The following is a 21,624-nucleotide window of genomic DNA, read 5'->3' as shown; positions in this document are numbered from 1 at the left end:
ATCGGCTCAGGGGTCGATCCGATGCCGCGGGTGACCCAGCACCTCAACCATCCCGGCCATGGCCAACCGTCGATCGACACGCGCTACACCTATTCGGCCGATGGGCACAACTTCCTGGGCGGCAACGCGGCACTGGAGTGGAAGGACGATGGCCTGGACAACCTGTTCCGCAAGGCACTCGACTATGACTATGGCACCACCGAAACGCTGTGGGTCGATGGCAAGCCGGTGCGCAGCATCGCGCGCAGCTTCAACAAGTTTCACCTGATCACCACCGAGGCGACCTGTCACGGCAGTCAGCTCGGTGATGACGGCAAGACGGTCGTGGGTAACAACATTCATGAACAGATCACAACTTACAACTTGCGCTCCGGTCTTTTCGTCGAACAGCCGAATAACTGTCAATTGCCACACAATGTCCAGACTCGCTGGCGGTTGAGGGACAACGCAACGCGCAACCGTTCTGAGTATGTCAGCAGCACTTATGACGACTACGGCAACCTCTTGACGCACAAGGCGGCCAACGGTGTCGTCGAAACCTTCACCTGGTACAAGGCCGAAGAGGAAGGCTACCCAGGGAACGACCAAGGGTTTGTCCGGCACCTGAAACAAACGACAGTGACACCTGCAGCCGGCCACCCGCGCAACGCCCCCACGCTGACCACCCGCTATCGCTACCAGCGCCTACCGGTGCTGGCCAGCAGCATCGCCGACAGTGGCCAGGAACACTGGTTGGCTCGGCAGAGCGAGACATTGGCCAGCGGGGACGACCTCAACACCATCAGCTACAGCTACTGGTCGACAGCTGAAGAGAGTGCCCAGCCAGACAAACCGATGCTACATGGCCGCCTGCGCACTCAGTTGACGACCTTCCCGAACCCAGCCGCCGACGAGCCGGGCCAGCCGAAAACCCTGGACACTCGCGTGGAGCATGCCTACACCTATGAAACCGTCACCTGGGATACGCTTGGCGAGCTGATCCCAGAACCCAACCGCAATAAAAAACCCGCTCCCGAGTGGTTCAGGAAGCAGATACGCGTACTGCAAACCGAACAGACCACACAGGGTTTCGACGCATCCCAGAAAGCGACCGCTCAGGGCTTCTCATTACAGACCGGTGAAATGTTGCTGGACCTTGACGAAGACAAGGTGGCGCGCTTCACCGAGTACGACACCCTGGGCCGCATTACCCGCCAGGTGGTCGCGCCGGGCGGCGAGAGCGAAGCGGTACGCAGCGAGGCGCATTATCTGTGCGCGAGTGAACAAGAGCAGGCCTACCAGCGTTCCACGGACAGCCAGGGGGTGATCACCGAGACGCGTTTCGACGGTCTGGGCAGGATTCGGGAAGAGCGCCGGAGCCATATCGACCCCGAAAGGCCTACCAAGCAAATATTGGCCCTGTCGCGCGATTATGACGCATGGGGGCGAGAATCGAAGGAAAGCCAGCACGACTGGCTGGACGGGCTACCCTATCCGGCCCCCGAGCAGTTGCAAACCACGGAGTACCGCTACGACGGCTGGGGCGAGCGCAGCATGGTCTTGCGTGCCGACGGCGTGCAGGAGCATGTGTCGTACGACCCCACCCAGACGGATAAAGACAACAATGTGCTCAAGACCCGCTGGCTACAGGTACCCGGGCAGACGCTGAAAAGCGAAAAGGTCAGCACCTGGATCAATGTCTTCGAAAAGCCAGTGCTGATCGAGCGCCTGGACCTTGACGACGTGCCCGTGGCTGAGCAGAAGCTGACCTACGACGGCTTGGGCCGCTGCGTGAGCAAGACGGATGAGCGCGGGCATGCCACTGGGTTCGAGTACGATGTCTTCGGGCGCATGACCGCCAACCTGCTGCCCGATGAAAGCCGCATCGAACGCACCTATGCCGCCCACACCGTCGCCGAGCTGCCTGTGCGTATCGTTGTCATCACCAACAAGGAGTCCGAACCACGCTACGAGGTGGGTACCCAAGCCTTCGACGGCCTGGGCCGGCTGGTCTCGCGCACAGTCGGCAAGCGGCTCGAACAATACCTTCATGTACCAGGGCAATCCGCGCCACAGTCGATGGTCACAGGCGCGAACAACACCATCGAGTACGGCTACAAGCTGGAGTTGTCACCCCTTCCGACACTCAGCAAGGCCATCGATGAAGAGGCCACGTACGAGTACCACCCGGTCACCTCGCTACTGATGAAAGCCAGCAATGCGCGGGGTGACCGAGAGTACCAGTACAACCTGAACAACCAGTTGACTCATGAGCATTGGGTGCAACCGGACGGCAAACGGCTGACGACCACCTACGTCAGCTCGGTCCAGGGCCGTTTGGTAAAGCGCACGGACGCTGGCGAAATCGCCATCTTGCACGAATACGATGAACGTACCCGCCTTAGGGCCACCACCCAGGGCAACGTGCATGCGGGCTTTGAATATGACTTGCTGGGCCGCCTGTGCCAGGTAACCAGCAGTGACCAGGCCAATAAAAGCACCCTGACCACCCTTCTCGACTATGACGAACATGGGCGCGAAAATCGGCGTACCCAGCTGCTCGATGGCCAGTCGCAGAAGACGCTGCTCCAGGAGTGGGGCAAAGACGGCCTGCTCGACGCACGCTTGTCGCGCGAGGGTAAAAACATCCTGCTCAAGGAGAAATTCACCTATGACTCGCGGGGCAGGCTGACCATCGTTGAGTACAGCGGCCTGCAGCTGCCCAAGGACAATGAAGACCGAGAGGTGAAAAAACAGGTCTTCCGCTTCGACTCCCTCGACAATATCACCCTCTGCATGACTACATTCCCCGATGGCTCCAGCGAAACGGCCAGGTATACCTACGAGCTGGATGACCGCTGCCAGTTGGCCGGTCTGAGCCTCACCAGAGCGGGTGGGGGCACCACCGAGCTGGCGTTCGCACACGACCTCAACGGCAACCTGCAGATCGATGAGCGTGGCAATGAACTGAGCTACGACAGCCAGAATCGCCTGCTGGAAATCGGCACGAACAGCCGCTACCGGTACGACGGCCAGGGCCAGTTGCTGACCAGCACGGCCCACGGTGGCGAGGAAAACCTGCTGTGGTTCGAAGGTGACCGGCTGAGCCTGGCCATCCAGGGCAGCCACCATACCCGCTACTGTTTCCATGCTGACACACCGCTGGCGCAACAGACCGACGATCCCGCTGCAACGTTGCTACTGCAGACCAGCGCCAGCCATAGCGTGATTGCCGAATGCCAGGCCGGTACGGTGCGCGGTGCCACCTATGGTGCCTATGGCCAGCAACATGCCGCCCCACCCCTGCGCAGCCATCTGGGTTTCAACGGCGAGGCGTTGGACCAGGGCAGCGGCTGGTACCTGCTAGGCCGTGGCTACCGGGCCTACAACCCGGTGCTGATGCGCTTCAACAGCCCGGACTCGGAGAGCCCGTTCGACAGCGGTGGCTTGAACCCCTATGCCTACTGCCTGGGTAACCCGATCAGCTTGCGCGACCCGACTGGCCACGCCGCCACCGGCGGAGGCGGCAGGCCGAGACGCCCGGATGAAGATGACCCGAACTGGCTGGGGCGCAAGCCTGGTACGGGTGGCGTCATGAAATGGGTTTGGGTGGGTATCGCCGTGGTCGCAACCATTGCCGCCGTTGTGACCGCAGGCGCCTCGCTGGCTGCGGTAGGTGCGTTCGGCGCGGGAGCGGCGGCCGCGGTCTCGTCGGCGGGTACCGCAGTGGCGGCTGGCGCGCAGGTTGGCCTGGGTACTGCGTTTCTCGCCAAGTTCGCCGGCACGACCGTGACTGCAGCCATCATGAGCACGGCCACGGCTGCATTGGCGGTCGGCGGCGCAGCTGCGCAGACCGTGGCCGCCGCTACCAATAACCAGAACGCAGGAGATTGGGCGGGGTACCTCGGCCTGGCCAGTATCGGGCTGGGTGTGCTGAACGCCGCGAGATCCATCGGCGGGATGGCGGTGTCGGCTTATCTTTCGCGTAACGGATCCGTTGCGGGGGGCTCCATTGGGCGTGGCTCCTTAGCGGGTAACCCACTTGCGGGCAGTTCCGCCATGACTGGGGCGCCCGAGCAGGCGGCAGCACGCGGAATGGGTGGTGGACTGCCCAGGAATGCGCCGCCACCGCCAGAGCTAAACGTGAATCATAGATGGCAGACAAACCCGATACTCAATCGCCGTACTAAAAGCTTTAGATTCCGAGGTAGACCAGATAACTCCCCTACTGCCCGATTCGAGAACCCTACAACTCAGACGGCCCTTTGAATAAAACAAAACCGCTGTTCGCAGCGGTTTTTTTGGTTTCGCGCTCAAGATTTTCAATACCCTGTATTGCCCTCCTTACCTAGCATTTTTACCAGTTTCGGCGATTGTCGCCCCACGTTAGCCTGTTCCTACTTAGCGAAAGGGCATGCCGACGTCCCCGTCATGCACGCTCGAACCAAGCAGTCCCATCGTGGATTTTGTCGGAGTGAACATGATAAGCAAAGCCTCGCCACGTGAACATGCAGCACAGGTACGCCGAGATTATCAGCAACAGCGGGTTCGCCAGTTGAGCACGCGATTGGCCGATCTGGCCGACCCCACGGTACCCGGTATCATCGATCCAGCGGATGGCACACTGAACAAGGATGTGCTGGCAGCCGATCTGAATGTGGTCATCGCGAAGTGGGACGACCTGCCTGAGACTGGCTGGGACGAGTACGATGGACTGCAACTTCAGATGGCCAAGGTCGATGGCAGTGGTGGTGTCGGCGCGTTCGAGCCTGTAGGTCCGCTGCACCAATACGACGAGACCAACAGTGCAGACTTCCCGGTGACAGTCACTGTACCCAAAGAACACCTCAAACCGGACGGTGGGCGCCAACTGCGTTACGTCATCCACAAATACCAAGGCTGGGACAACACCTCAGACGCCGTATCACTGATTTGTGACAGCACGCCGCCTTGGGGGGATGTCGAGCCAGAACCGGTCACACTGCCCAGCGTACCGATCACCGACGCTTATTTCACCGCCAACCCAACGGGGATCGAAATAACCCTCCCTGCCTATCCAGATCAGGAAGCCGGCGACCGCTACGCGCTGTATTACTCCGACACCGTTCCTATCGCCCCTTACCCCGACCCGCTGGAGGCCGGCCTGTTGCCGGCCGATCGGAAACTGCTGATTCCCAAGGCAGAGATCGAAAAGCGCGATGATGGCCACTTCTATATCGTCTATTTGCTGCTCGACAAAGCCACCAATCGCAGCCGGATCTCCGAGGTTGCCGAGGTTTTCGTGAACCTTGGCAACCTACCCACCAACCTGAAGGATCCGGTGGTTCCCCTGGCCGCGGACGGTTTGATCGACCTGGCAGATGCGCAGGCCGGCGTGACTGTCGAAATCCCAGCATTCGACAATCACCGTCCCACCGATGTGATCGAAGTGACCTGGGGCACTTCGCAACTCCTTACCGAGCAAATCGGCTCACGGTCCTTCCCGCTCTCCATCGTCGTACCCCCTGACCGGCTGCTGGCGGCTTACGGCAAGGCGGACAGCGAAGTGGTAACGCCTGTCAGCTACCGGGTACTACGCCATTGCGTACCATACGGCCCCAATAGCATCGAGGTGGACGTCGACTTCTCGGTCATCGGCCCACCACGACCGGATCCGGACCCGAACTGGCCCAATCCGATCAATAAGCTTTTGCTTGCCCCCATCACCAAGGGCAAGGTGTCGGCAGTGGAAAACGAATTGCACCGTAGCGATGCAGGCCAGCCTGCCACCTTGACCTTCGCCCTCTACCCGTCAGCCAAGAATGGCGAGGTAGTGGACTTCTATTGGGATGGCACATTGGTAACGGAAGCCACCTATACCGTCGATACCAGCGATGGCCCGCAAATCGAGCGGGAAATTCCATGGACCTACATCCTGAATGCCGGCAACAAAACCGATTTGCCGGTGTACTACACCATTCGCAAGGCACTGGACGCAGGTAATGAACAGCGCTCCCTCAGCGCCTCGGTAAAGGCCGATGCTATAACCGAAGTACCTGATACCGCTGAGTTCCAACGGTTGTTTAACAGCCGTTGGCTCAACTGCAATTCATTATGGGAGGAACCGAACAATCCAGCGGGTGATCCGGCCTTCAAGGTCTTCGTCAAGCCGCTCGCCAAATACCTGCCCAATGGTGGTGCCGTGACGATGGTCTGGAGCGCGCTGGGCGGTCGTACCGGAGACACCGAGATCGTACCCGCCAAGAAAACCGAAGCTCTGACGATCACCAAGGCAGAGGCGGATAAAGGTTTCCATTGGGAAATCAAACCTTACTCGACACATATCCTGCCCATCTACGACCCCGCGGGCATGGGGGCAGACGGTCGTGGACGAGTTCATTACTCCCTCGACTACGAGGGTGAAACCATCACCTCGGAGGCGGCCGAAGCCTTGGTGGGCCTGGCCACTGGCTCTGGAACTTGCCCTATCCCTTGAGGCCATCTCAGCGCCTGGGCTGCATGAAGGTTTACCTGCAGCCCCTGTGTATCAGGAAAGTCGCGCTCGACATAGGGTTTTTCCTACACAGGTAACACAACTTGATCCCTAGACTTTCCCGCCGATGGTAAGGCCTTGCAATGAAAGGCCGACCAGAAATTGACTTGGACCCTTCACAGGTAATGATATGGCGGCCTTCAGCCTCTCACCTCTGCCCCGCGCCCTGCGCGCCGCATCCTTGGCACCCATGCTGTTGCTCAGCCCGGTGTCCCTGGCGCAAACCATCGACAAAGACACGACGATCGACGGTAACACAGCGCTCGACAACTACTTTGTGGCCAACGCGGCCACCCTCACCGCGAATGGCGCCATCACTCGCGATATCACGCTGAACGCGGGGACGGCATTGGTGCTCACTGGCAGCCAAGTCAACGCTATCGGCCCCGCGCCGGGGGTGCGCGTCACCAGCGCCACGGCCAGCATCGATGGCAGCGTCGTAACCGCGCAGCAGCGCGGCCTGATCATCGGCTTCAGTCAGAATGATCCGAACCTTGCCGCCTCGATGGTCGACGTCAACAACAGCGTCATCAGCGGCGGCATCGCCGGTGCGCAGATCAACAACAGCCGGCTCACGCTCGCGGGCAGTCAGTTGCTGGGCAGCAATGCCAACGGCGTAGGTGCCGACATGTTCGACGGTGACCTACAGGCCAGCGCCGGCAGCCGTATCGTCGGCGGGCAGAATGGCGTGCGTTTCCGTGGCAACAGTGGACAGCCGGACAAGGTTGGCACACTGCTGCTCGACGCCAGCCATGTCGAGGGGCTGGCCGGCTCCGCCATCGCCGTGGGTACCGTAGGCACCGCTCCGGTCAGCGCAAACATCGACATCCGCAATGGCTCCACCCTCAAGGCGAGTGACGGTACGCTGGTGGAGATCGGCGCCGCCGGCACGAGCGACATCAAGGTCAACGCCAGCGATCTGCTAGGCGATATCATCGTCGCCGAAGGCGGCACGGCAAAACTGACCCTGGAAAACCAGGCCACCTTCAAAGGTCGCCTGGAAAATCTCGACCGCCTTGCTTTGAACAGCGGCGGCCAGTGGACCCTGGTTGGCGACGCCCAACTCAACGAGCTGGCGATGGATGGCGGTTCGGTGGCGTTTGGCGACCAGGGCGAGTTCTACACGCTGCAGGTGAACAACCTGGCCGGCAATGGCATATTCGTGATGAACACCGATCTTGCCGACGGCCAGAGCGACTTCCTCGAGGTGACCGGCACTGCCACCGGCAACCACCAGATTCTGGTGACCAGTACCGGCAAAGACCCGCTGAACGATACCGAACTGCACCTGGTGCATACCGCTGCGGGCGACGCGAGCTTCTCGCTGCAGGGCGGGCCGGTCGACCTGGGTACGTACGCCTATGGCCTGGTACAGCGTGGCAACGACTGGTACCTGGACGCCGCGTTGCGCACCCTCACCCCCAGCACCCAGACTGCCCTGGCCCTGTTCAACACGGCTCCGACCGTCTGGTATGGCGAACTCACCACCTTGCGCAGCCGCATGGGCGAAGTGCGCCGCAACGGCGGCGCGGCCGGAGGCTGGATGCGCAGCTATGGCAACCAGTTCAACGCCTCTACCTCAGGCTTCGGCTACAAGCAGCAGCAGCAGGGGCTGTCGTTCGGCGCCGATGGCCGTCTGCCTGTCGGTGACGGCAACTGGCTGGTTGGCGTGACGGCGGGCTACAGCAATTCCGACCTGAACTTGCAGGGGGGGAGCTCAGGCCGGGTCGACAGCTATCACATCGGCGCATACACCACCTGGCTCGACCCCCAAAGCGGCTACTACTTCGATGGCGTCGCCAAGCTCAACCGCTACCAGAACAGTGCCGACGTGCAGCTGAGCGATGGCACCAGGACCAAGGGCGACTACAGCAACAACGGGGTGGGGCTTTCGCTGGAAGTCGGCCGTCACTTGAAACTCAACGATGGCTACTTCATCGAGCCCTATGCCCAACTGGCGGCCATGACCATCGAGGGCCAGTCCTATCACCTGGACAATGGGCTACAGGCCAGCGGCGATCACACTCGCTCACTGCAAGGCAAACTGGGCACAACAGTTGGACGTACGTTCGATCACGGTGACGGCCGCATGATCCAGCCCTATGTGCGCGTCGCAGCCGCTCACGAGTTTGCCAACAACAACCGCGTGCGGATCAACGGCAACGGCTTCGACAACAACCTGGCGGGCTCGCGCGGCGAGCTGGGCGCAGGTGTCGTGGTGGCCTGGGCACAGCAGTGGCAGGCGCATGCGGAGTTCGACTACGCCAACGGCGAGCAGCTGGAACAGCCATGGGGTGCCAGCGTAGGCGTGCGGTACAACTGGTAATGAATCAATCCCCTGCGGCACCCCATGGTGCTTGCAGGGCTGCCAATGAATGCGTGCTCCTGCAAGGAGATGAAGTCATGTCGCTGATCGCACTTCTCCGTTCTTTCATGCCCCGCCTTTTCGAGCGAGAAGTCCCTACCGGCAGACTTGCCTCTGCGCACGTCAAGGCGCTACTTGCCGACATCGAAGGCGGCGAAACCAACCTGTTGCCCTTCAGCGCCACACAACAGCCACTGCGCGTCGAATTCGAGCTGTGGGATTCGTCCTTTCCGTCTCCGGAAGAACCCGAAAGACTGACGCTGTACTGGGACGACCTCGAAATCGACAGCAAAACATGGACCGCGCCCATTTCTGAAAACGAGCTGTTCATCCTGCTGCCGGAAACCCATTTGCTCGTCGAAGGGACGCATACCTTGCGATACAGGGTATTGCTTCACAATGGCAACACAGCTGAGTCCATGCCGCTGACCATCACAGTCGACAGAACACCACCGGCACTACCGGATGACAGCTCGCTGATTTTCGAGAACGAGGTTATTACCGGCGGGGTGACCGATGCTTATCTGCAGGCCCAAGACGACAAGCTGCCGGCTACCGTGCCGGCCTACCAGGGCATCAGAGCAGGCGATGTGTTGACCTGGTACTGGACCACCACACCTGGCGGTATGGACCAGGTGGACAGCTGGACCCTGACGCTGGCTGATACCGTCGAGAGCCTGAAGATCAGCTTTCCCGGTGAGTTCATTCGCGCCTCGGGAGACGGCATTCGCTATGCCCGCTACACGGTACAGGACCGTGCAGGTACCGCGGCGCAACGGTCGCTACCCATGCCCTTGCAAAGCAACGCGACACCCATACCACCGAACTTCCCCGCCCCCTACCTCAAGGAAACGGGCAGCACCGGCAGCAGTAGCACACTCGACCCCAGCGGAGCGCTGAACGGCGCAACGCTGGTCATCAAGGCCGAAGCGACTTTCGAACCTGGCGACACTGTCGAAATTTTCTGGGCTGAGCCGGGTGAACACGGCGCCTACAGCACGACCCTGCCGGTATCGTCCGGCTCCCGCGAGTATGCCATCCCCAAGCGAATATCTCGGCAAGACTCGCCAGCCAGCTGGTGATGTACTACCAAGTGACACGTCGCGGCAAAACCTACGAATCAACCCGTCACGACCTGAAGGTAGAGGCTCCCAAGAACCTGCCAAATCCCCAGTGCGACAAGATCACGGGCACCCAGTTGAGCCTTGGCAACATCGGTACGGGCACCGCAGCATTTACCTTGACAGCCTGGCAACACAGGAACACCAGCCAGTTCATCAAGCTGTACATTACCGGCAAGCGCAAGGACGACAACAAAGATCCGGTCATGGTCGGGGGGGCGGTCCCGGTACCCTCAGCCACCGGGACGATGACAGTGGGCACCGTCACCCGTCAGGATCTGGAAGTGTTTGTCGTACCAACAACGCTGGAGATCCTTGCATTTCTAAGTGTGGACAACCAGAACAGCTGGATCGAATTCCCGCATTCGACCGCCACCCTGGTGAACTGACAAAAAAAACCACTCTTTACAGAGTGGTTTTTTAATTTGGAGCGGGAAACGAGACTCGAACTCGCGACCCCGACCTTGGCAAGGTCGTGCTCTACCAACTGAGCTATTCCCGCAATGTGAAGCTTTTACCGCTAATCAGCGTGAAGCGCCTTGACGACCTTCACCACCACTGCACCGCATAGACGCCACAGTATTTAAACTGGAGCGGGAAACGAGACTCGAACTCGCGACCCCGACCTTGGCAAGGTCGTGCTCTACCAACTGAGCTATTCCCGCAAATGGCGTCCCCTAGGGGACTCGAACCCCTGTTACCGCCGTGAAAGGGCGGTGTCCTAGGCCACTAGACGAAGGGGACACACAACGCTTTTCAGCGCACCAGAGACAAGGCCTTGCGACCAGTTCTGGATTTTCTTTACAGGCCCCGCCGAAAGCGTTGCCTTTGTAAACTGGAGCGGGAAACGAGACTCGAACTCGCGACCCCGACCTTGGCAAGGTCGTGCTCTACCAACTGAGCTATTCCCGCAATGGCGTCCCCTAGGGGACTCGAACCCCTGTTACCGCCGTGAAAGGGCGGTGTCCTAGGCCACTAGACGAAGGGGACACACTACAACATTCACTACCTGCCGCGAGAAGCGATGTGCTTTACGCTGCAAGTGGCGCGCATTCTATGGATGCCTTGGAAACTCGTCAACCCCTTTGTATAAATATATTCAAATCAATGACTTCCAGCCTCAAAAGGTACTGATGGCCGGTCCATGCACAGGCAAAGCTTCTGTTCCCCGCTCTATCGGACCCACGACGAACTCACTACACTCACGGGGTAGAACTTCTTTATGAGGCGTAAACGGTGACTCCACTCCTGATCACCCTGCTCATCGTTGCGGGTATCACGCTATTGATCGTGATCGGCTACCTCAACAACGTGGTCGAGAACGGCAAGCTCGAACGGGCACGGCTCAAGATCGAACTGGCCGAGCGCCTGCGCCGTTGCGGCGAGATCAACGACACCTTCCCCGGCCAATTGATGACCCCGGCCTTGAAACTGCTGCTGACGCGCCTGGAGCTCAACCTCAACCAGCGCCAACTGGCACTGGACAAGCAGAGCGCCGACCTGAAGGCCCACATCATCGAGCTCGAGGGGCTGATCGGCCAGGGTGAGAACATCGCGGTGAACAACCCGCCTAGCCCTATCCAGACCGAAGCCAAGGCCAAGGATGTGCGCTTCCTCCTCGAAGCCCTGCACAACCAGATCACCCGTGCCGCCCAGGAAGGCTTCCTGACAGCCAGCGAAGCCAAGCACTGGATCCGAGTGATCCGCCAGATCCTGGTGCTGCTGCACATCGAGTTCTTCAACAACCTCGGTCAGTTGGCGCTGCAGCAGGAACAACCTGGCCAGGCACGCCTGGCGTTCGAACGTGGCGTGCAGTACCTGCGCAAACAACCGGAGCCGGCGCTCTACCAGGAACAGCTGACCTATATGGAAAAGCTCCTGGCCCGCGCCAACGCCATGGTGCTCGACCAAATGGAGCCGGCCACGATGGACGAGAACGAGTTGACCCAAGGCCTCAAGACCGACACCGAAGAAAACTGGAAGAAAAAGGCGCTTTACGACTAGTCGAGGCATGAGCCGCTCACGGCCCATGCCCCTTTTAGATCAGCAGTCGGTCAATTCCAGAAAGACCGCCACCAGTTGCTCGATCCCTGCCTGGTCGGCCTCGCTGAATCGCGCCAGCCGCGGGCTGTCCAGATCCAGAACGCCAATCAGCCGACCTTCCTTGATCAACGGGACCACCAACTCGCTGTTGGAGGCGCTGTCGCAGGCGATATGGCCTGGAAACGCATGCACATCCTCGACCCGCTGGGTCTGCCGGGTGGCGGCGGCGGCGCCACAGACGCCCTTGCCGAAGGGAATGCGCACGCAGGCTACCTGCCCCTGGAACGGGCCAAGCACCAAGGTCTCGTCACGGTTCAGGTAGAAACCTGCCCAGTTGAGGTCCTCGAGCTGGTGATACAGAAACGCCGAAAACTGCGCGGCATTGGCAATGAAGTCGCTTTCGTCGGCGAACAGCGACTGTACTTGCGCAGCCAACAAGGCATAACCGTCCAGGCCCGCGCCGCGGGCATTCAGATCGATCATGGTCGTTGTTCCAGCAGTTGCAGCCCGACCCAATAGCGGGCGAACTGGTAGGCACAACGGCCATTGCGATTGCCGCGCCCGGTCGCCCAGCGCACGGCCAGCGTGTCCAGCGCTTCGTCACGCTGCCAGGCAAGCCCGGCGGCCTTGGCCAACTGCCCGATCCAGTGTTCGACCACGTCGAGGTAATGTTCCTGGGTGAAGGGATAGAAGGACAGCCACAGACCGAAGCGGTCCGAAAGCGCGATCTTGTCCTCGACGGCTTCGCTGGGGTGCAGCTCACCGTCGACCCGCGTCCAGTGCTCGTTGTCGCTCTGCTTTTCCGGCACCAGGTGGCGACGGTTGGAAGTCGCGTACAGCAGGACGTTATCGGGCGCCTGCTCCAGCGAGCCATCCAGCACGCTCTTGAGCACGCGGTAGTCCCCCTCCCCCGCCTCGAACGACAGATCGTCGCAGAACAGAATGAAACGCTGCTCGAGCTTTTGCAGCTGCTCGACCACGCGCGGAAGATCCGCCAGGTGATCGCGTTCGATTTCGATCAGACGCAACCCGGCAGCGGCGTGTTCGGCCAGCAGCGCACGGACCAGCGATGACTTCCCGGTACCGCGCGAGCCCCATAGCAAGGCATGGTTGGCAGGCAAGCCGGCGATGAACTGATGGGTATTGCGACCCAGTTGCTCACATTGCCGGTCGACGCCGATCAGGTCGGACAGGCGAATGTCCAGGCTGACTTCCAGCGGCATCAGGTAGCCGCTGCGGCCATCACGCTGCCAGCGCGCGGCCAGGGTCCGGCCCCAATCGATGGTCGGACGAGCGACCGGCAACAGCGGCTCGAGACGCGCCAGCACGGCTTCGGCGCGGTCCAGGAAAGCAATCAAACGAGTGTCCACGACAACTCCTCAAGGCATACAAGGGGGCAAGGCTGAATAGATGACAGGTCGTGCGGCGCCGACAGGTGATCGGCCAGGCGTGCGTGGTATACGGCACAGGGTCCGGCGTGGGGAACCTTGGATCTCAGGGTACCCCGACGCCTGTCTGCAAGCAGGCCAGGTTGACGGTCCGATTAGGCTTCAGCCGTGAGCCCTGCTCGCTTTCATCAGATCGGCACTGATTATGCCAGCCAGGACGCCTTCATCAACCTTCGAATGCAGGCTTTGCCTATATCGTCAACACGGCCCGAGCACCATCCACCAGGCTCTCGCGCCGATCGACCCTGCCAGGTGCGGACGATCAGTAACCTGAGGCTAGCGGTCGAGCAGCGTCTCGATCGCCACTTTCAAGGCTTCTGGCTTGGTGGACGGGGCAAAGCGCTCGACCTTGCCACTGACTGGATCGACGAGGAACTTGGTGAAGTTCCACTTGACCTTCTCGGTCCCGAAGAGCCCAGGCGCGCGCCGCTTCAGCTCCGCGAAGACCGGATGGGCCATGGGACCATTGACCTCGATCTTGCGGAACATCGGGAAACTCACGCCAAAACTGCGCTCGCAGAACTGAGTGATCTCGAGGGTATCGCCCGGCTCCTGCCGACCGAACTGGTTGCAGGGAAAGCCTAGCACCACCAGCCCGCGCGCGCGGTAGTCCTGCCACAGGCGCTCCAAACCCTTGTATTGCGGAGTGAACCCGCACTGGCTGGCGGTATTGACGATCAGCATCGCCTTGCCGGCAAAGTCCCCCAGGACCTTGTGTTCGCCCTTCAGGGTCCTGCAGGGTATGTTCAACAGTACATCGACCATCGGTCGTTCTCCGGTCAGTCACGCGCCTGAAAATTCAGGCACACCGAGTTGATGCAGTAACGCAGGCCGGTCGGCGGCGGCCCGTCCGGAAACACATGCCCCAAGTGCGCGTCGCACTGGGCGCAGGTGACTTCGGTGCGGATCATGCCGTGGGTCGTATCGCGTATTTCGATCATGGCGTTGTCGGCGATCGGCGCATAGAAACTCGGCCACCCGCAGCCGGAATCGAACTTGGTGTCGGAATCGAACAGCGGCGCCTCGCAACAGATGCAGTGGTACACACCGTCCGCCTTGTGTCCGTTGTACTTGCCGCTGAACGGCCGTTCGGTGCCCTTGAGGCGGCACACCTGATACTGGGCGGGATCGAGCATCTCGCGCCACTCGTCCAGGGTTTTCTCGATCTTCTGCATGACTTGACCTCAACAGGCTGGAAAAACCCGCGCCCTGTCTTTTCCCTGGCGCGGGGGGCACGTATATTATTGCGCCTCTGTCCGGGCCATCAGTCTGGCACCCGCGACCTGCGCATTTCAAACCCTTTGACCACGCAACGCGGCGACTTCTCCAATCGGGATCACATCATGCAGTTCAGCAAATCGAACAAGCTCGCCAATGTCTGCTATGACATCCGCGGCCCGGTGCTCAAGCACGCCAAACGCCTGGAAGAAGAAGGCCACCGCATCCTCAAGCTGAACATCGGCAACCCGGCGCCGTTCGGCTTCGAAGCGCCCGAGGAAATCCTCCAGGACGTGATCCGCAATCTGCCGACAGCCCAGGGCTACAGCGACTCCAAGGGCCTGTTCAGCGCGCGCAAGGCGGTGATGCAGTACTGCCAGCAGAAACAGATCGATGGCGTGGGTATCGAAGATATCTACCTGGGCAACGGCGTCTCGGAACTGATCGTGATGTCGATGCAGGCCTTGCTCAACAACGGCGACGAGGTGCTGATTCCGGCGCCGGACTATCCGCTATGGACCGCCGCGGTCAGCCTTGCGGGCGGAAATCCGGTGCACTACCTGTGCGACGAGCAGGCCGACTGGTTCCCCGACCTCGAAGACATCAAGGCCAAGATCACCCCGAACACCAAGGCCCTGGTGATCATCAACCCCAACAACCCGACCGGCGCGGTGTACTCGCGCGAGCTGCTGCTGGGCATGCTGGAGCTGGCTCGGCAGCACAACCTGGTGGTCTTCTCCGACGAGATCTACGACAAGATCCTCTACGACGAAGCCGTGCATATCAGCACCGCCTCACTGGCCCCCGACCTGCTCTGCCTGACCTTCAACGGCCTGTCCAAGTCCTATCGCGTGGCCGGATTCCGCTCGGGCTGGCTGATCATTTCCGGACCCAAGCAGCATGCCCAGAGCTATATCGAAGGCATCGACATGCTGGCCAACATGCGCCTGTGCGCCAACGTGCCGTCCCAGCACGCGATCCAGACCGCCCTGGGCGGCTATCAGAGCATCAATGACCTGGTCCTGCCCAACGGCCGTCTGCTGGAACAGCGCAACCGCACCTGGGAACTGCTCAATGACATCCCCGGTGTGAGCTGCGTCAAGCCGATGGGCGCGCTGTATGCCTTCCCGCGCATCGACCCCAAGGTCTGCCCGATCCACAACGACGAGAAATTCGTCCTGGACCTGCTGCTTTCCGAACGCTTGCTGATCGTTCAGGGCACAGCCTTCAACTGGCCATGGCCGGACCATTTCAGGGTAGTGACCCTGCCGCGTGTCGATGACTTGGAACAGGCAATCGGTCGTATCGGAAACTTCCTCAAAACCTATCAGCAGTAGATTCATGTAGGCCGCGGTCCGCGCAGGCGGATCGCGGAAGAAGCGTGGCCAGGATGTTTCTTACATCCTGCAATGCTATGTCCCACGGCCCTCCCCCTATCCTCTGTCATACTCCCGCCTACACAGTTTGAAATAGTCGTCAGGTTGAAACCCCGCGCTCGCCCCCTTATATACGCCGCAGTAAGCGACATTTTCATCCGTCAGGAGAACGTAACAACCATGATGCGCATCTTGTTGTTTGTGGCCACCAACCTTGCGGTGGTACTGGTTGCAAGCATTACCCTGAGCCTGTTCGGCTTCAACGGGTTCATGGCCGCCAATGGCGTCGACCTGAACCTCAGCCAGCTGCTGGTCTTCTGCGCCGTGTTCGGCTTCGCCGGTTCCCTGATCTCGCTGCTCATCTCCAAGTGGATGGCGAAGATGAGCACCGGTACGCAGATCATCACCCAGCCGCGCACCCGTCACGAGCAGTGGCTGCTGCAGACGGTCGAGGAGCTGTCCCGCGAGGCCGGCATCAAGATGCCCGAAGTCGGCATCTTCCCGGCCTACGAGGCCAACGCCTTCGCGACCGGGTGGAATCGCAACGATGCTCTGGTGGCCGTCAGCCAGGGCCTACTTGAGCGGTTCTCGCCCGATGAAGTCCGTGCCGTGCTGGCCCACGAGATCGGTCACGTGGCCAATGGCGACATGGTCACCCTGGCGCTGGTACAGGGCGTGGTGAACACCTTCGTGATGTTCTTTGCCCGAATCATCGGCAATTTCGTCGACAAGGTCATCTTCAAGAACGAGGAAGGCCAAGGCATTGCCTACTACGTCGCGACCATCGTTGCCGAACTGATCCTCGGCATCCTGGCCAGCATGATCGTCATGTGGTTCTCGCGCCGCCGCGAATACCGTGCCGATGAAGCGGGTGCTCGCCTGGCCGGCACCAGTGCGATGATTGGCGCGCTGCAACGCTTGCGCGCCGAGCAGGGCATGCCGGTGCACATGCCCGATACCCTGCAGGCATTCGGGATCAACGGTGGCCTGAAGCAGGGCCTGGCCGGTCTGCTGATGAGCCATCCACCGCTGGAAGATCGAATCGACGCACTGCGTCGTCGCGGCTGATTCTCAAACGATAGCGGGGCTGGTTTCCAGGGCGCTCCAAGCGCCCGGAATCCAGCCCCGCTTTCTTTTGCGCCGGTCTAACGCGATACCCGGTACACCCGCTCCAGCAGTGAGGGTACGCCCGCCTGGCTGAACTTGGGGCTTTGCTCGATGATCTGTACCTGCTCCACTTCCTCGACATGCCAAGGATCGAACCCGCGGCGCACCTCCTCGTCCGCCACGGAGAACGGAGGGCCGTCGACCCGGGCCTGGTCGTAGTCCAGGGTGACCAGCAACCCTTTGCAGGTAGGCGGCAGGATAGTCGAGAGCAGGCGCAGGTAACGTTCTCGCATCGCGGGAGGCAGTGCGATCAGGGCGGCGCGGTCGAACAATGCCTCGCAATCGTCGACGTCACTGGGCTGGAGGTCGAAGATGTCACCCTGCCAGAGTTCGATCTCGCCGCTGCGCCATACGGTAAAAGCACCGTGCTGGAATACTTCCGCTTCCAGGCCTTGCTCGTGGAAGAAGTCCAGTACCGCTCGCTCGGCGAGTTCGACGCCCCTTACACGGTAGCCTTGGGCTGCCAGCCAGATCATGTCCAGGCTCTTGCCGCACAGTGGTACGAGGACGCGGCTGGCTGGGGTCAGTTCAAGCCGGGGCCAATGCGTCTGCAGGTAAGGATTTACCTGAGACTGGTGAAAGCCGATCTGGTTGTCTTCCCACCGCTTGTTCCAGAATGCGGACTCCATGATACCTCCGTAGATTCGATAGATAACACGCAAAACTTATATTGGATTTCGATGCAGCAACAGCCTGAAAATGGTGCTCTCTCGGTTTTCAGGACACTACCATGCTACCCAGCCTGTTCATTTCCCACGGCTCGCCGATGCTGGCCCTGCAACCCGGCGCCAGTGGCCCGGCGCTGGCCGCATTAACCGCTTCGCTGCCCCGTCCCAAGGCGATCGTGGTAGTGTCGGCGCACTGGGAGAGTCGCGAGCTGCTGGTTACCGGACATCCCAACCCGGCAACCTGGCATGACTTTCACGGCTTCCCACCGGCACTTCACGCCGTGCAGTATCCCGCGCCAGGTGACCGCGCACTGGCCGAGCGTCTGAGTGACGCTCTGCAGACCGCAGGATTACCAAACCGCCTTGACCCTCAACGGCCCTTCGATCATGGTACCTGGGTGCCATTGTCACTGATGTATCCGAACGCCGACATTCCAGTGGTGCAGCTGTCCCTGCCCAGCCAGCTTGGCCCGACCTTGCAACTGCGGGTCGGCCAGGCACTGGGCGAACTGCGCCGTGAAGACATTCTGTTGATCGGCTCAGGCAGCATCACCCACAACCTGGGGGAACTGGACAGGCAGGCAGGCTCTGAAGTCGCCAAGCCCTGGGCACTGGCGTTTCGTGACTGGGTGGTGTCCCGGCTGGGTCAGGACGATCAGGCAGCCCTGGTCGACTATCGGCAGCAGGCTCCTTTTGCAATGCGCAATCATCCCAGCGAAGAGCACCTGCTGCCGCTGTTCTTCGCCCTGGGCGCGGGAGAACGGTTCAGCATCGTGCACCAAGGTTTTACGCTAGGGGCATTGGGAATGGATATCTACCGGTTCGATTGAACATGCCTTGATACCCCCTGATCCACAGACAAAAAAAATCCCCGAACCAGTCGGGGATTTCTTGTTATCGCTTAAGCATCAATCTTCACGATAACGACGCAGCTTCAGCTGCTTGCCCGCTACGCGGGTGTCCTTCAGCTTGGTCAGCAAACGCTCGAGGCCGTCTTCCGGCAGCTCTACCAGGCTGAAGCTGTCACGTACCTGGATGCGGCCGATGGCATCACGGGCCAGGCCACCCTCGTTGAGGATCGCGCCCAGCAGGTTCTTGGCGGCGATGCCGTCGCGGGCACCCAGGGCAGTACGGCAACGTACGCGACCTTCTGCCAGCGGCAGTGGCGCGCGACGCTCGCGATCGCCACGATCAGGACGCTCGCCGCGCTCCGCGGAACGCTCGCGTGGCGCGCCGGTCGGGACCAGCGGCTGCTCGCGCTCGACGGCGGCCAGATCCAGCGCCTGGGCGTTGGTAGCCTTGCGCAGCAGGGCCGAGGCCAAGGCGCGCGGCGTGCAACCCAGGTCGGTGGTCAGGCGGTCGAACAGCTCGCCATGGGTGGTTTCCGCTTCGGCTACCAGTGGCGCCAGGCTCGACGTCAACTTCTTGATACGAGCGTCCAGAACGGCCTGCGCGTCAGGCAGGCGCGCCTCGGCCACTTTCTGGCCGGTCACGCGCTCGATCAGTTGCAGCATGCGGCGCTCGCGCGGGGTCACCAGCAGCAGCGCGCGGCCTTCGCGACCGGCACGGCCAGTACGGCCGATACGGTGCACGTAGGACTCCGGATCGTACGGCATGTCGACGTTGAACACGTGGGTGATACGCGGTACGTCCAGACCACGGGCAGCGACGTCGGTGGCGACGACGATGTCCAGGCGACCATCCTTGAGCGACTCGATGACACGCTCGCGCTGGTTCTGGGCGATGTCGCCATTCAGCGCGGCGGCCTTGTAACCCTTGGCTTCCAGCGCACTCGCCAGGTCCAGGGTAGCCTGCTTGGTGCGCACGAAGGCAATCAGCGCGTCGAACTCTTCGACTTCCAGCAGACGCAGCACGGCCGCGATCTTCTGATCGGCATGAACCATCAGGTGAGCCTGGTCGATCGCGGTGACGGTCTGGGTCTTGCTCTGGATCTTGACGTGCTTCGGATCGCGCAGGTGACGCTCGGCGATGCTGCGGATCGAAGATGGCAGGGTCGCCGAGAACAGTACGGTCTGACGAGTCTCGGGAAGCGCCGCGAAGATGACTTCCAGGTCATCCATGAAGCCCAGCTTGAGCATCTCGTCGGCTTCGTCGAGCACCAGGTGCTTGACGGTCGACAGGACCTTCTCGTCGCGACGCAGGTGGTCGCACAGACGGCCTGGGGTCGCCACGACGATTTGCGCGCCGTTACGAATGGCCTTCAATTGTGGGCCCATCGGGGCACCACCGTATACAGCCACCACGTTAATGCCCGGCGTCTGCTTGGCGTAGGTTTCGAAAGCGGTAGCTACTTGCAACGCCAACTCACGGGTTGGCGCCAGGATCAGGGCTTGCGGTTCGCGCTTGCTCGTATCGATACGATTCAGGATCGGCAGAGCGAAGGCAGCGGTCTTGCCGGTACCAGTCTGCGCCTGGCCGATCATGTCGTGACCGGCGAGGATGATCGGGATCGATTGCTGCTGAATGGCCGACGGCTCTTCATAGCCAGTCGCCAGTACGGCGGCAACAATATTCGGATTGAGTTCGAGAGCGGCGAATCCGCCGATTTCCTGGGTCATGGGTCTGCCTCTAGGTGCATCCGCAAAGACCCATGCTCCAAAGCTGCACATGCCTTGAAAGACCATGAGGTCACCCAGGCAGCTCTGGCGGCGGGGATTTGCGAAAACGATTGAAAAAAGAAAGTCTTGGGATGGTCCGACTAGCGAACGCGCAGCCGAGGCTGAATCGGGGGGCTGTGAACCACCTGCAACGGGGGCCCGCTAAAGACCGGCGCGTACTATACCCGAATCCGCGCTTCGCAGTTAGATTTTTTTCCAGTGGAGGGGCGGACCTCGGGCGATCGTCTCTGCCGGCTGAATCGTTTGTTCTCTGTGTTCAAGTGGCCGGGCGGATCTCGCCGATCAGTGTTTCCAGGTTATAGCCGAGCCGGGGAGCCAAGCCCTGCGAGCGCGCGCGTACCCCTTCGAGGTCGAGGGACTGTTCGAGGTCGGACGGGACGATCAGGATCACGTTGCCCTCCTTCACCGGCAATTCCCAATAGTGACGGTGGTACAGCCCGCGCAGCAAGGCCGCGCCAAGTGGCTTGCCGTCATCGCCCGCCCATTGGTTGATCACCAACCAGCCGCCGGGATTGAGCTGCTTCTGGCAATCCTCCAGAAAACGCCAGGCCAGGTGCGCGACGCCTGGCCCGTGGTCGGTATAAAGGTCGACGAAGATCAGGTCGGCCTTTTCCGCCGTCGGCAACAGCGCCATGGCATCGCCGATGCGGATGTACAAGCGCGGATCATCCGCCAGCCCCAGGTATTCCATGGCCAGGCGCGGAACGTCGGGGCGCAGTTCGATGGCTTCGACGTCTTCAAGGGGCAGGAATTTCAGGCAAGCCTGGGTCAGGGTACCCGCGCCAAGACCGAGAAACAGCGCGCTCTCGGGCTGCGCGTGACACAAGGCACCGACCAGCATGGCCCGGGTGTAGTCGTACTCGAGCCAGCCGGGGTCGGCGGTGAACACGCAACTCTGCTCGATCGCCTCGCCGAATTCGAGAAAACGGTAATCCTCGACCTCGTACACGCTGATGATCCCGAATGCATCTTCGACCCGCGCCAGCAACCGCTCCTCCCGCTCCGCTGTCATGTCTGCTCCCGTCATCCTGGCTGCCCGCGAAAAGCCTGCATTGTCCGTCAATGCCT

Annotated in this window: 15 protein-coding genes, 5 tRNA genes and 1 pseudogene; 9 read left to right on the top strand and 12 right to left on the bottom strand. The window is 61.0% G+C overall.

The features are described 5' to 3' along the window. Nucleotides 1–21 precede the first annotated feature (21 nt). From G7009_RS25365 to G7009_RS27925, 5 genes are all read left to right on the top strand, one after another. Nucleotides 22–4,248, top strand: coding sequence for an RHS repeat domain-containing protein (locus tag G7009_RS25365; RefSeq protein WP_181132926.1), 4,227 nt, complete (start codon nt 22–24; stop codon nt 4,246–4,248). A 298-nt stretch (nt 4,249–4,546) separates the two neighbouring features. Continuing rightward, entirely contained in the window at nt 4,547–6,454 is a 1,908-nt protein-coding gene (locus tag G7009_RS25360) for a hypothetical protein (RefSeq protein ID WP_258198053.1), read from the top strand. A 187-nt stretch (nt 6,455–6,641) separates the two neighbouring features. Further along, the gene (locus G7009_RS25355; protein WP_181132924.1) at nt 6,642–8,837 is read left to right on the top strand and encodes an autotransporter outer membrane beta-barrel domain-containing protein; all 2,196 of its coding nucleotides are present in this window, start codon (nt 6,642–6,644) and stop codon (nt 8,835–8,837) included. A 77-nt stretch (nt 8,838–8,914) separates the two neighbouring features. Continuing rightward, nucleotides 8,915–9,958, top strand: coding sequence for a hypothetical protein (locus G7009_RS25350; RefSeq protein WP_258198052.1), 1,044 nt, complete (start codon nt 8,915–8,917; stop codon nt 9,956–9,958). Then, on the top strand, nt 9,958–10,386 hold the full coding sequence (locus G7009_RS27925) for a hypothetical protein (RefSeq protein WP_258198051.1): 429 nt from the start codon (nt 9,958–9,960) through the stop codon (nt 10,384–10,386). The genes G7009_RS25350 and G7009_RS27925 overlap by 1 nt, the downstream gene beginning before the upstream one ends. Before the next feature lie 37 nt (nt 10,387–10,423). On the opposite strand, the gene G7009_RS25345 is transcribed toward G7009_RS27925, so the two are convergent. From G7009_RS25345 to G7009_RS25325, 5 genes are all read right to left on the bottom strand, one after another. Further along, nucleotides 10,424–10,499 (bottom strand) — tRNA-Gly (locus tag G7009_RS25345). 87 nt (nt 10,500–10,586) lie between these two features. Next, nucleotides 10,587–10,662, bottom strand: a tRNA-Gly gene (locus tag G7009_RS25340). 3 nt (nt 10,663–10,665) lie between these two features. Further along, nucleotides 10,666–10,741: transfer RNA gene (locus G7009_RS25335), tRNA-Glu, on the bottom strand. Nucleotides 10,742–10,833: 92 nt separating this feature from the next. Continuing rightward, nucleotides 10,834–10,909 (bottom strand) — tRNA-Gly (locus tag G7009_RS25330). Nucleotides 10,910–10,911: 2 nt separating this feature from the next. Then, nucleotides 10,912–10,987, bottom strand: a tRNA-Glu gene (locus G7009_RS25325). 246 nt (nt 10,988–11,233) lie between these two features. Between G7009_RS25325 and G7009_RS25320 the strand changes: the two genes are divergently transcribed. Further along, nucleotides 11,234–12,001, top strand: a complete 768-nt coding sequence (locus G7009_RS25320) for a hypothetical protein (protein ID WP_181132923.1) — start codon at nt 11,234–11,236, stop codon at nt 11,999–12,001. Nucleotides 12,002–12,040: 39 nt separating this feature from the next. Here the strand turns inward: G7009_RS25320 and G7009_RS25315 are convergent, their stop codons facing one another. The 4 genes from G7009_RS25315 to msrB all read right to left on the bottom strand — a co-directional run bounded on the left by G7009_RS25315 (nt 12,041) and on the right by msrB (nt 14,663). After that, entirely contained in the window at nt 12,041–12,523 is a 483-nt protein-coding gene (locus G7009_RS25315) for a GAF domain-containing protein (RefSeq protein ID WP_181132921.1), read from the bottom strand. Continuing rightward, a complete protein-coding gene (locus G7009_RS25310) occupies nt 12,520–13,410 on the bottom strand; it encodes an ATP-binding protein (RefSeq protein ID WP_181132919.1) in 891 nt (296 codons plus the stop codon). Before G7009_RS25310 ends, G7009_RS25315 begins: the two co-directional genes overlap by 4 nt. A 354-nt stretch (nt 13,411–13,764) precedes the next feature. After that, entirely contained in the window at nt 13,765–14,253 is a 489-nt protein-coding gene (locus G7009_RS25305) for a glutathione peroxidase (protein WP_181132917.1), read from the bottom strand. A gap of 14 nt (nt 14,254–14,267) precedes the next feature. After that, nucleotides 14,268–14,663 carry a peptide-methionine (R)-S-oxide reductase MsrB gene (msrB, locus tag G7009_RS25300; RefSeq protein ID WP_181132916.1) on the bottom strand — a complete coding sequence of 132 codons (396 nt, stop codon included), beginning with the start codon at nt 14,661–14,663 and terminating at the stop codon, nt 14,268–14,270. A gap of 168 nt (nt 14,664–14,831) precedes the next feature. On the opposite strand from msrB, the gene G7009_RS25295 reads away from it, so the two are divergent. Both G7009_RS25295 and htpX read left to right on the top strand, forming a co-directional pair. Further along, the gene (locus G7009_RS25295) at nt 14,832–16,043 is read left to right on the top strand and encodes a pyridoxal phosphate-dependent aminotransferase (RefSeq protein WP_181132914.1); all 1,212 of its coding nucleotides are present in this window, start codon (nt 14,832–14,834) and stop codon (nt 16,041–16,043) included. A 219-nt stretch (nt 16,044–16,262) separates the two neighbouring features. Then, nucleotides 16,263–17,150 carry a protease HtpX gene (gene htpX, locus G7009_RS25290; protein ID WP_181132913.1) on the top strand — a complete coding sequence of 296 codons (888 nt, stop codon included), beginning with the start codon at nt 16,263–16,265 and terminating at the stop codon, nt 17,148–17,150. 77 nt (nt 17,151–17,227) lie between these two features. On the opposite strand, the gene G7009_RS25285 is transcribed toward htpX, so the two are convergent. Continuing rightward, nucleotides 17,228–17,878 (bottom strand): thiopurine S-methyltransferase, encoded by a 651-nt coding sequence (locus tag G7009_RS25285; protein WP_181132912.1) that lies wholly within the window; start codon nt 17,876–17,878, stop codon nt 17,228–17,230. Nucleotides 17,879–17,979: 101 nt separating this feature from the next. On the opposite strand from G7009_RS25285, the gene G7009_RS25280 reads away from it, so the two are divergent. Continuing rightward, on the top strand, nt 17,980–18,747 hold the full coding sequence (locus G7009_RS25280; RefSeq protein ID WP_181132911.1) for a DODA-type extradiol aromatic ring-opening family dioxygenase: 768 nt from the start codon (nt 17,980–17,982) through the stop codon (nt 18,745–18,747). Nucleotides 18,748–18,825: 78 nt separating this feature from the next. On the opposite strand, the pseudogene G7009_RS25275 reads toward G7009_RS25280, so the two are convergent. Then, nucleotides 18,826–20,530: pseudogene (locus tag G7009_RS25275) on the bottom strand (DEAD/DEAH box helicase). A 282-nt stretch (nt 20,531–20,812) separates the two neighbouring features. Beyond that, nucleotides 20,813–21,568: a spermidine synthase gene (locus tag G7009_RS25270; RefSeq protein WP_181132907.1), complete on the bottom strand. Its 756-nt coding sequence runs from the start codon at nt 21,566–21,568 to the stop codon at nt 20,813–20,815. Between the last annotated feature and the right edge of the window lie 56 nt (nt 21,569–21,624).

Origin of the sequence: Pseudomonas capeferrum (assembly GCF_013523055.1) — a bacterium.
Lineage (GTDB): Bacteria > Pseudomonadota > Gammaproteobacteria > Pseudomonadales > Pseudomonadaceae > Aquipseudomonas > Aquipseudomonas capeferrum_A.
The sequence above is the reverse complement of the archived record's forward strand: the minus strand, read 5'-3'. Positions and strand labels throughout refer to the sequence as shown.